Annotated in this window: 7 protein-coding genes; 1 reads left to right on the top strand and 6 read right to left on the bottom strand. The window is 66.7% G+C overall.

What is annotated here, in order from left to right:
- The 6 genes from O4H32_RS07275 to O4H32_RS07250 form a co-directional block, all read right to left on the bottom strand.
- The coding region (locus O4H32_RS07275; protein ID WP_269357909.1) for a retention module-containing protein at positions 1 to 3,454 on the bottom strand (3,454 nt) is incomplete at its 3' end.
- Between the two features lie 143 nt (positions 3,455 to 3,597).
- Complete coding sequence (locus O4H32_RS07270) at positions 3,598 to 4,242, bottom strand: response regulator transcription factor (RefSeq protein ID WP_269357908.1); 645 nt, start codon at positions 4,240 to 4,242, stop codon at positions 3,598 to 3,600.
- An 11-nt stretch (positions 4,243 to 4,253) separates the two neighbouring features.
- On the bottom strand, positions 4,254 to 5,540 hold the full coding sequence (locus O4H32_RS07265) for an HlyD family type I secretion periplasmic adaptor subunit (RefSeq protein ID WP_269357928.1): 1,287 nt from the start codon (positions 5,538 to 5,540) through the stop codon (positions 4,254 to 4,256).
- Positions 5,541 to 5,619: 79 nt separating this feature from the next.
- A complete protein-coding gene (locus O4H32_RS07260; protein WP_269357907.1) occupies positions 5,620 to 7,809 on the bottom strand; it encodes a type I secretion system permease/ATPase in 2,190 nt (729 codons plus the stop codon).
- 13 nt (positions 7,810 to 7,822) lie between these two features.
- Positions 7,823 to 8,044 carry a hypothetical protein gene (locus tag O4H32_RS07255; RefSeq protein ID WP_407932626.1) on the bottom strand — a complete coding sequence of 74 codons (222 nt, stop codon included), beginning with the start codon at positions 8,042 to 8,044 and terminating at the stop codon, positions 7,823 to 7,825.
- Positions 8,045 to 8,163: 119 nt separating this feature from the next.
- Positions 8,164 to 9,654, bottom strand: a complete 1,491-nt coding sequence (locus O4H32_RS07250; RefSeq protein WP_269357905.1) for a TolC family outer membrane protein — start codon at positions 9,652 to 9,654, stop codon at positions 8,164 to 8,166.
- Positions 9,655 to 10,192: 538 nt separating this feature from the next.
- Here O4H32_RS07250 and O4H32_RS07245 point away from each other — a divergent pair.
- A complete protein-coding gene (locus tag O4H32_RS07245; protein WP_269357904.1) occupies positions 10,193 to 11,125 on the top strand; it encodes an AEC family transporter in 933 nt (310 codons plus the stop codon).
- Positions 11,126 to 11,132: the final 7 nt, after the last annotated feature.

Below are 11,132 nucleotides of genomic sequence, written 5' to 3'. Positions count from 1 at the left end.
CCACGCTGTCCACGTCCAGATGCGCCGTCGGCGCATCGTCCACAATGTTGATCACCAGGTTGTGGCCCGCGCCGCTGCCCTGGCCATCGGCATCGGTCACATCCACCGCGTACGTCACCGACGTGTCGTCGCCCGTGTTGTCCACCAGCGTGTACGCGTAGTGGATCGTCCCCGCGCCCGTGGCCGCGTCGTACTCGTAGTACGCGCTCACCGTGCCGCGAGTCCCATCGGCAAACGTCGTCGGAGCGCCCGCATCGTCGCTCAGGAGGTGGCCGCCCAGGCTCACCGCGCTGACGCCGTCCTTCGAGGTGAAGCCGATCGTGCCGTCGGCCACCGTCGACTGGCTGGCATCCGAGCCCGCCGACTCGCCCGTGCCGCGCGTGGCCGGCAGGCCCGCCTCGTACACCTGCGTGTCCGCGCCACCGGCCGCCGGGATCGTGCCGATCGTCGGCGCTTCATTGCCGATCTGGATCGTCAGCGTCGCCGTGTCGGTGTCCGTGTCCCCATCGCTCAAGGTGTAGGTGAACACGTCGTTCACCCCGCCAGGCGTGCCCGCATTGCGCACGTAGCTGTACCCGCCGTCCGCGCCGATCGTCAGCACGCCGTACTGGCCGTTGATCACCAGATTGCCCGAGCCGTCCGTCGTGGCCGTGTTGGCCGCCACGTTGTTGCTGGCAATCGCGCTCACGTGCGCGCCGTCGGCGCCCTGCACGTCGGCATTGGCCGTGCCGCCGGCCGTGCCCTCGCCCGTGATCACGTTGCCCGTCTCGGCCGTGAACTGGCCCGCGGCCACGCTGTCCACGTCCAGATGCGCCGTCGGCGCATCGTCCACAATGTCGATCACCAGGTGCCCCGTGCCCGAGGACTGGCCGTCGGCATCGCTCACCTGCACGTCGAAGCTTACCGACGTGTCGTCCCCGGAGGTATTGTCCGGAAGCGTATAGCTGTAGTGGATCGTGCCCGCGCCCGTCGCCACGTTGTACGTGTAGTATGCGCTCAGGCCATTGCCCAGGTCCGTCGGGCTGGCCGAATCCGTGCTGGAGATCGGCTGGCCGCCCAAAGATACGCCACTCAACCCATCCAGGGAGGTAAAGGCGATCGTCCCGCTGGTGGTCGCCGAGCCATCGCCCGCATGCGAGCCCTCGGGCTCGCCGCCACGGGCCGGAAGGCCCGCCTCGGAGACGACGGCCCCGGCCTCGCCCGCCGCCGGGATGTCACCCAGCGTCGGCACCGAGTTGCCGATCTGGATCGTCAGCGTCGCCGTGTCGGTGTCCGTGTCCCCATCGCTCAAGGTGTAGGTGAACACGTCGTTCACCCCGCCAGGCGTGCCCGCATTGCGCACGTAGCTGTACCCGCCGTCCGCGCCGATCGTCAGCACGCCGTACTGGCCGTTGATCACCAGATTGCCCGAGCCGTCCGTCGTGGCCGTGTTGGCCGCCACGTTGTTGCTGGCAATCGCGCTCACGTGCGCGCCGTCGGCGCCCTGCACGTCGGCATTGGCCGTGCCGCCGGCCGTGCCCTCGCCCGTGATCACGTTGCCCGTCTCGGCCGTGAACTGGCCCGCGGCCACGCTGTCCGCGTCCGCATGCGCATGCGGCACGTCGTCCACGATCCTGATGCCCAGATTCTGGCTGTCGGTATCGCCATCCGCATCCTTGGCCACGACCGTGAAGCCATCGGTCGTCGCGACGCCGCTCACCTCCGGCGCATTGACCAGCGTATAGGTGTAATCGATCGTAATCGTGCCATCGGCGTCCTGACTGTAGCCATGCAACTCCATCGTGCCGTACCGGCTGTCCACAGTCTTGGACTCAGTGCCCAAGGCCTCCAGTTCCGTCTTGCTCAGCACCAGCGTGGCCGGGTGGCCGCCGGCATCGGTATAGCCCAGCGTCACCGCGTCCGTATCATCCAGCCCATCCAGCGCCTTGATCGTGAAATGGGATTCAGCGGTCAGGTCGGCCAGCTTCGGATCGCTGCCCGAGGTCAGGCCGCTTTCATACACCACGCGGTCGGTCATGTCGCCCGACACCGGCTGGTCGTTGTCGCCGGTCTTTCCCGGAGGCACGTCCACCGTCACGCCATCATCGGCCCCCGTGACCGTGATTACCAGGTCCGCCTGGGACGTATCGCCATCCCCATCGGTCAGCGTGTACTTGAAGGTTTCGACGGCTTCCTCGCCCTCGCTCAGCGCTTGCAGGGCCAGGTAGCGATCGTCTCCTTCCGTCGCCAGCGTATAGGTGTAGTGGCCTTCGGCATCGATCGTCAGGTCGCCATACTTGCCATGCACCTCCGTCGTCCCGCTGGCCGGCACCGTCTCGCCGGCCGCCGCGCCCGGAGCCTGGATGCCCGTCACCGTCGAGCCGTCGGCGCCCTGCGTGTCCGCATGATCGCCCGCCGCGGCGCCATCGATAGTCAGGACATTCCCGGCCACAGACGTGTCGTCCTCACCAATCGCATTGGTGTCATCGATGGCCACCGGCACCGTGTCCGTGATGTTCGCCACCAGATCGGCCGAGGTCGAGCGGCCCAGGCTGTCATTGACGATGATGGTGATGCCGTCGGGCAGCGCGTCCTGGTCCTGGGGATGATCCAGAGCGCCGTCGGACCGGTAGGTGTAATCCACCGTCCCGGCGGAGGGATCGTAGTGGGTCAGGGTCAACGAGCCCTTTTCCGTATCGATGACGATCGGCGTCGCCCCCGGAGAGGACAGGAGGTTCAATTCCGCCTGCGTCACGGTCACGCCGCCGGGCTGGCCGGCTTCGGGAGTGAAGGTGAATTGCAGGTTGTTCAGACCCGCGGCTGCGGTGAAGGCGAACGAACCGGACACCCCGCCTTCCGTATTGTCTTCGGGGATGGAGAAAACGCCGGCGGGCACTTCGGGGCCACCCTCGCCCCCGTCGGGGTCGCCGCTGACGTCAATCGTCGGCGCCGCCGGAACCGGCACCGGCACCGGCGCGGTCGTGACATCCGCCGTGGCGGCGACGCCGCCCAACTGCACGAATTCAGGCGTCTCCACGCCTGGGCGCGGATAGGCCAGCGCCAGGGGTGTGGTGGTTTCCGTGATGCTGGCCAGGCGCGTGAAGCTGTCGCCGCCGCCACCGCCGCCAGTCAGCACCGCCGCAGTCGGATCCAGGACGGCGAACGGATCCTGGCCCGCGTCCAGCGCGGCCAGGACCTGGTCGACCACGGAATCGGCCGGAGGCGTCACCGCGTGGTCGGCCGGCTGCGGCTGCGCCGCGGCCAGGTCCTCGGACACCAGCATGTCGGTGCTCTGGCCGACGATCACCGGCGGCACGCCGGTGGCCTGCAGGGTCACGCTGGCGCCCTCGCCCGTCACGATGTGTGCGTCCACCGGCACGCGCATGCCTTCGTGCAGCGCGACCATCGTGCCGTCGGATGCGCGCATCCAGGCCTTGCCGGTGACGTGAGTGATCAGAACGGTATCGGTAGCCATGTCGGAATCCCCGTGATGAATTCGGCGACGCCGGCCAGCACGGGAAACGCGCGGAAACGGCGATCGTTTGTCTGGATGCTACGCGTGCACCGATGCTCTGCGTATTGGCGGAAAAGACAATACGACCCGGACCCTGGTCCGGGCTACGCGTCCACGCCCCGCGCCGCCTGCGCGGCGTACTGGTCGATGCCGTGCACCCGCAGGGCCAGCATCAGGCGGTCGGTGACGCCCAGCTTTTCGAAGATGGCGGAAATGTGCGCACGCACGGTGCGCTCGGTGATGCCCAGGCTGTCGGCGATGGACTGGTTCGAATGGCCCAGGGCGACGTAGCGGGCCACGTCGCGTTCGCGCACGGTCAGGTCGCGCGCCCAGTCCTGGTTGGGCTCAGGCGCAGCCTGGCCGATCTGGCTGAGCATGCGAGACAGCATGCCCTTGCCCACCCAGATTTCGCCGCCCATGACGTGGCGCAGGACGCGATCCAGGCCGGTGACCGGCATGTAGGCATGCACATAGCCGACGGCGCCCGCCACCAGGGCGCGCTGGCCCTCGGGGTCGCCGGGATGCGTACTGGCGACGACAACCTGCAGTCCGGCCGGCACGTCCGGGATGGCGCCTCCCGCCTTGGGCAGCAGGCGGGCGTCCACGACGACCAGCACGCCGCGCCGGCCCCAGGGCGCCAGGTCGGTCAGGCGGTGGCCACGCGCGGGCGCCCAATCCAGCCCGCCCAGCCCGGACCAATGCCGGTACAGGGCATCGTCGGCGGTCAACAACAACACAGGTATCGTCATGGCGAATCCTTTCAGCGTTCGCGAAAGGCGTTGGAATGTGCGCGCAGCACGGGCTTGAGCAGGTACTGCATCAGCGTGCGCTTGCCCGTCAGGATATGGACCTCGGCCATCATCCCGGGAATGATGGGCCGCTCGTCGCTGCCGACATAGGCGGTTTCCGTGCGGACCTTCACGATGTAGTAGGAGTTTCCCTTTTCGTCGGTGATGGAGTCGGCGCCGATTTCCTCGACATGGCCTTGCAGGCCGCCGTAGATGGAAAAATCGTAGGCCGTGAACTTGACCTCGGCCTTCTGGCCCGGATAGAGGAAGCCGATGTCGCGCGGGTTGATGCGCACTTCCAGCAGCAGGGTGTCGTCCGACGGGACGATTTCCATGATGTCCTTGCCGGGCGACACCACGCCGCCCACCGTGTTGGCCGCCAAGGTCTTGACCGTGCCGTTGACCGGCGAACGGATGTTGGACAGGGTCACGCGGTCGGCCAGCGCGACCTGGCTTTCCAGCAGGGCGGAGAGCTTGGCGCGGACGTCGGACAGATCGGTGCGTGCCTGATTGCGGAAGGCGACCTCGGTTTCCCTGAGTTTGGCCTCGGCTTCCTGGATCGAGGCCTGGATCTTGTCGATCTGGGCGGCGGCGGACTTCTGCTCGCCGCAGAAACGCGCCACGTCGCGCTGCAGACGCAGCAGGTCCACCTGGGACACCGCGCCGCTGGACAGCAACGGCTTGGTCATGGCGTATTCGCGCGAGGCCAGGGCGCAACTGGTGGCGGCCTGGTCGCGATTGGCGATGGTGGACCGCAGTTCCTGCTGTCGCTGGTTGAGTTGCTCGCGGGCGACTTCCAGATTGGCCTGCAGTTCGCGCGTACGGGCCTGCCAGACGTTGCGTTCCTGCTCGGCCAGGGCCGGCGCCTGGGTCTGGACGTCCTCCGGCGCCTGGTAGGGCGTGTCGTTGGCGATGGCCTCCAGGCGGGCGATCTTGGCTTTCAGGGCCAGGGCCTCGACGCGGTTTTCCCCCAGGGAAGAGGAATAACGCGTGGGATCGATGCGCAGCAGGACCTGGTCCTTGACCACTTTGTCGCCGGGGCGCACCAGGATCTGCTGGACGACGCCGCCGTCCAGGCTCTGGATGACCTGGACCTGGCGCGAGGGCACGACCTTGCCCTCGCCGCGCACGACTTCATCGATATTGGCGGTGGAAGCCCAGGCGATCAGTACGCCCATCGTCAGCAGCGACATCCAGATCAGCAGGCGCGAGCCGCGCGTGCGCTGCTGGCTGAGCGCCCAGGTGGCCTCGCCGATCATGTCGTCGCGTCCGCCCTCGCGCTTGGGCGCGAAGGACCGCCGCGGGCCGGCGAGGAAGTCTGGCAGCATCCCCATGACCTCAGCTCCTGCGGGCGCCGCCGATGCGGCCCTGGCGCAGCGCCTCGACGACCTGGGCCTTGGGCCCGTCGGCCACGATGCGGCCATGGTCGACGACCATCAGGCGGTCGACCAGATCCAGCAGGGACGTGCGGTGCGTGACCAGGATCAGGGTCTTGCCCTCGCTGGCGGCCCGCAGGCGGGTCTTGAGCTGGGATTCGCTCTGATGATCCATATTGCTGCTGGGCTCGTCCAGCAGGAGGATCTGGGGGTCGTTCACCAGGGCGCGGGCGATGGCGATGGACTGGCGCTGGCCGCCGGACAGGGAATCGCCGCGTTCGCCGACGATCATGTCGTAGCCCTCGGGGTGGCTGGCCGCGAATTCGTCCACGCCGGCCAGGGTGGCGGCGCGCAGCACATCCTCGTCCGTGGCGAACGGCGAAGCGATGGTCAGATTGTGCTTGAGGGTGCCATAGAACAGCACCGGATCCTGAGGCACGTAGCCGACCGCGCGGCGCACATCGGCCGGGTCGATCTGATTCAGGTCGATGCCGTCGATCAGGATGGCGCCGGAAGTCGGCGCATAGAGTTTCAGGATGAGCTTTTCGAGGGTGGTCTTGCCCGAGCCGATGCGGCCGATGATGCCGATCTTTTCACCGGGCTGGACGCGGAAGCTGATGTTGTCCAGCGCGGCGAGGGAACTGTTGGGATAGGCGAAGGTCACACCCTGGAATTCGATGCCGCCCCGCAAGACGGGACGCGGCATGAAGGACCGGTCCGCCGGGCGCTCGACCGGCATGCCCATGTAGTTGTCGATGGACTTCAGCGACGCCTTGGCGTTGTGGTATTGCATCATCAGGCCCACGACCTGGCCCAGTGGCGCCAGACAGCGCCCGGAAATCATGGAGGCCGCGATGATGCCGCCCATGGTCATGCCCTCCTGGACCAGATAGACACCGATCACCACGACGGCGATGTTGACCAGTTGCTGGCAGGTCTGCACGAAGCTGACGGTGACCGAGGAAGTGAGCTTGATGTGCGCGCCCAGTTCGGCCAGCCAACGGGTGGATTCTTCCCACATGCGCTGGGAATGGCTCTGGGCGTTCAACGCCTTGACGGTTTCCATGCCATTCAGGGCCTCGATCAGGCCGGCGTTGCGCTGCGCCCCGGCCTGGAAGGATTCGAGGGTCATCTTTTCGACGCGGGCCAGGGAGAACAGCGATACGATCAGGATCACGGCGATGGCCACCAGGGGCGGCAGCACCATCCAGGGCGAGATCCAGGCCAGCACCGCCAGGAACAGCAGCACGAAGGGCAGGTCCACCAGCGTGGTCAGGCTGGCCGAGGCGATGAAATCGCGCACGGATTCGAAGGAACGCAGATTGGAGGCGAAGGAACCCACGGACACCGGGCGGCTTTCCATGCGCAGGTCCAGCACCTGCTCCATGATGCGCGAGGACAGCTCCACATCCACCCGCTTGCTGGCGATGTCCACGACATAAGCGCGAATGGCCGTCAGCACCAGGTTGAATACCATGGCCAGGGCGATGCCGATGGTCAGCGCCCAGAGCGTTTCGACCGCGCTGTTGGGAATCACCCGGTCGTAGATGTTCATCGTGTACAGCGGCATGACCAGCGCGAAGAGGTTGATCAGCACGGCGGCCGCCACGGCGTCGCGGTAGAGCTTCCAGTTGCCCAGCATCGCAGCCCAGAACCAATGGCCGCTGCGCGCCCGCATGTGGGCGTCCTGGGTCCGGTCCTCTGTCCGATAGCGGGGCTGCACGAAACAGGCCAGGCCGGCATATTCGGCCTCGAGCTCGGCACGCGGGACTTCGACGGGTTCGGCCGCCTCGGGATAATGGACCAGGTAGTGGTCGCGTCGCTCCAGGATCAGCACACAGGCGCGCTGGTTCTTCAGGAACAGGATGGCCGGCATGACGCCGCGCGACCAGTTGCCCAGGGCGCGGCGCACGATGCGCGCACTGCACTGGGCGCGGCTGGCGGCACGCCCCAGCAGGGACGGCGTCAGCCGCTGATCCACCAGGGGCAGGCCCGAAGACAACTGCTGTGCGGTGCAGGGCCGCCCCAGCAGCCGGGTGACCAGGACCAGGCTGGCCAGCAGGGAGTCATCGTGCAACTGGTGCGGCGCGGCCCCCGGAATTTCCGGCGCGGCATCGGACGGGTTGGAGTTTGTTTCGGGTTGCGCTGCCATGTCGGCAATGGCTTCAGAGGATGGCATCGTCGTCGGAAATCAGGTTCAGGGCGCCTTGCAGGCGCTGGCGGGTGCGCTTGCGTTCGGCGAGCTTTTCCAGAGCCTGGGGCGGCAGATCGGTCAGGCGCAAGGACCCATTGGCGATCAATGCGTCGATCAGATCCTCCAGGACGCGGATGAATCCGGCGTCCAGTTCCGAGAGATCCTGTTTGAAACGTTCGTGATCAGAAGCCATCGACATTCCCTCGATCGGCGGGGAAAGCCGGATTGTCGCGGCTGCGACGGGCCTCCGGGCCTTCACCTTCGGGCCGGGCCGCGAGACCCGGATAGTGCTTTAGTTTAGACGGAGGAAGCTTAGTTCCAGCCACTGGCCTTTCCGGACGACTTGCCGGCGGGCGCCAGCACGGGCGGCTTGAATCCGGACTGGTAATTGATCTGGACGGGCCGCAGGTTGCGGGTATCCGGCAGCGGCGTCAGGCAGGCCTTGAGGATTTCGTCGGGAAACTGGAGCTTGGCGGCCTCTTCGGGCTGTTCCTGGTAGGGATCGGCCAGCCCCAGCGTCGGCAATATCCGGTGGGACAGCGCCAGCCAGCGGTATTCCGCCGCGCGCAGGTCGAAGATCCCGTTGGTGAGCGCCTGCCGGGCATCGAACAGTTCGTTTTCGGTGTCGAGCAGGTCCAGCAGGGTGCGCTGGCCGATCTTGAATTGCTGCATGTAGGCCACGCGCACCTGGGTGATGTCGCGCTCGTGCTGTTGCAGGAACGGCATCTGCTGGCGCAGTCGCACGATGTTGTTCCAGGCGATGGAAAGTTCCTGCTGGACGTTGCGGCAGGTGTAGTCGCGCACGTCCCGGGCGGCGTAAGTCTGGGCCGCGGTCTGGCGGACACGGGCGGCATCCGCGCCGCCCCGGAACAGATTGAACGTCGCCATCAGTTGGACATTCGAGCTCTGCGTGGTCTCGTCGTTGATGTAGGGCGGATCGGAGCGGTCGCGACCGGTGGCGGCGCGCAGTTCCAGCGTGGGGGAGAATCGGCCTTGTGCCGAGGCCTTGCCGCGCTCGGCGGCCTGGACCAGCGCCTGTTTTGCCAACACGGTGGGGCTGACGCGCACCGACTGGCTGAAATCGGTCGGCGCCTTGGGCAGGGCGGACTCGACATCGGGCGCATCGGCGAGGGTTTCGGCCGGCACCTGGCCGATGATGCGCTGGTAGCGCTGGGTGACGTCGTTGAGGTTGCCCGCAGCGGTCATGAGGTTTGTCTGGGCCAGGGCCAGGCGGGCCTGCGCCTGGACCTCGTCCACCCCTCGGCCGACGCCCGAAGAGCTGCGCTCGGAGATCTGACCCAGGATGTCCTTGTGCAGGTTGTAGTTCTGCTGCGCCAGGTTGACCTGCTCGCGATAGCGCTGGACGTCCAGGTAGGCCTGGGTCGCCTGCCGGGACAGATCGTCGACCGTGGCTTTCAGGGTGTAGTAATCCGCCAATTTTTCAAAACCCAGCTGGCGCACGTCGTTGATCGTGGAGAAGCCATCGAACAGCAACTGGCGCAGTGACAGGCTGTAACCGGTGCGCGACCAGTCGGCGGAGCCGTTGGTGCTGGTGCTGCCGCGATATTCGCGGCCCGTCCAGCCTTGCAGATTGACTTCGGGCAGCAGGGCGCCGCGGCGGACCTTCTGGCCCTCGACGCCGGACTGGAAGTTGTGGAATTGCGCCGCGACCTCGGGATTGTGGAGCACGGCGGTCTCGACCGCCTGGGGCAGCGTGGCGTTATCGGCAAAGGCCGTGGGGCCGAATGCCAGAGCGAACGCCGTCCAGAGGGCGGGAAGCGTGTTTTTTTTATGGCTGGCCATGTTCAATGCTCCTGAACTCGGAGACCAGGGCGGCCGGGAAGCCACCGCGTCCCTTATTGATATACACGCACCCGGATCGTTTGCCCAGGCGAACGCCTGTGACCGAAACGGGTGCCGGCATCACGATCGACGAGATCAATCAGACGGGGACCGAAGATACCATGCCTGCGTTGTGATGCGACGCACACGCCCCCCCCTGGGCGGCGGCGCAATCGCCACCCGCGCATCAAGATCGGATTTGCATGATAAGAAGGGATTTTCACCCGGTGGCAAGTCGGAGCCTCTGGCTTCCGGTCAGAGTTCTTGAAGCATGAACTTGCGTCTTGGTACGCTTTAGAATCAAAACGTAGCCACATTGTACAAATACGGCGCAACTGTGACTAGTATTGACACCCTTCTAAACCCCTAATCAGCCCTATTTAAGGGTAAATCCCATGCAAACCGCGTGGGCTTCAGGCCTTCCGCACGGCTCCCCGGGCATTCGCAAAGGCCGGAGACCTCGTCGCACGCACGATCGCGGCGCAAGCCACGTACAATCATGCCAGCCCCGCCTCAGGGCCTGTTCACGCCGCCGCTCATGTCCGTCATCCTGCTCATCCTGCCCGATTTTCTGCTGATCGCCCTGGGCTGGCTTCTGCTGCATCGTCTGGGATTCGACCGGACCTTCTTCGACGGGGCGGAAAAACTGGTCTATTTCGTCCTGTTTCCCGCCCTGCTGTTCCATTCGATCACCCGTACACCGCTGAGCCTGGGCAACACCACGGTGCTGATGGCCGCCACGATCGGCGTGATGCTCGGCGGCATCGTCCTGGCCTGGCTGGGCCGCCTGATCGTGCGCCCCGATCCGGCGGCGCACGCCTCGGTCGCCCAGTGCGGCTTTCGCTTCAACACCTACCTCGCCCTGTCCTTGGCCGGCGGCCTGCCCTGGCCGGGTGCGCAAACGACCATGGCGGTGCTCGTCGGCTTCGCCGTGCCGATCAGCAACATCGGCGCGGTGCATGCCCTGGCCAGCCGCCATGGCGGGAACGCCCTGCGGGAAATCGCGCGCAACCCATACATCCTGGCCACACTGGCCGCCCTGGCCTGCAATTTCCTGCGCGTGCCCATCCCTCACGTCCTCGACGTCGCCCTGGGACGGCTGGGGGCCTGCGCCCTGGCCATCGGCCTGCTGTGCGTGGGCGCCACCCTGTCCCTGAGGGGCGGCCGGGCGCACGCGCCGCTGATGGCCTGGATGGTGGCCGCCAAACTGGTCCTGTTGCCACCGGTTGCGCTGATACTGGCCTGGGCGCTGGGCCTGTCGGCCGGCGAACGGCTCGTGCTGGTCCTCTTCAGCGCCCTGCCCACGGCCTCCTCGGCCCACGTACTGGCAGCCCGCATGGGCGGCGACGGCCGGCTGGTGGCGGTCACCATGTCGATCGGCACGCTGCTGTCGGCCGTGACCCTTCCGCTGTGGCTCGACGCCGTGACCTGACCCCCGG

The sequence above is a fragment of the Castellaniella denitrificans genome (genome assembly GCF_027214045.1).
In the GTDB taxonomy this organism is placed as follows: Bacteria; Pseudomonadota; Gammaproteobacteria; order Burkholderiales; family Burkholderiaceae_B; genus Castellaniella; species Castellaniella denitrificans_A.
The sequence above is the reverse complement of the archived record's forward strand: the minus strand, read 5'-3'. Positions and strand labels throughout refer to the sequence as shown.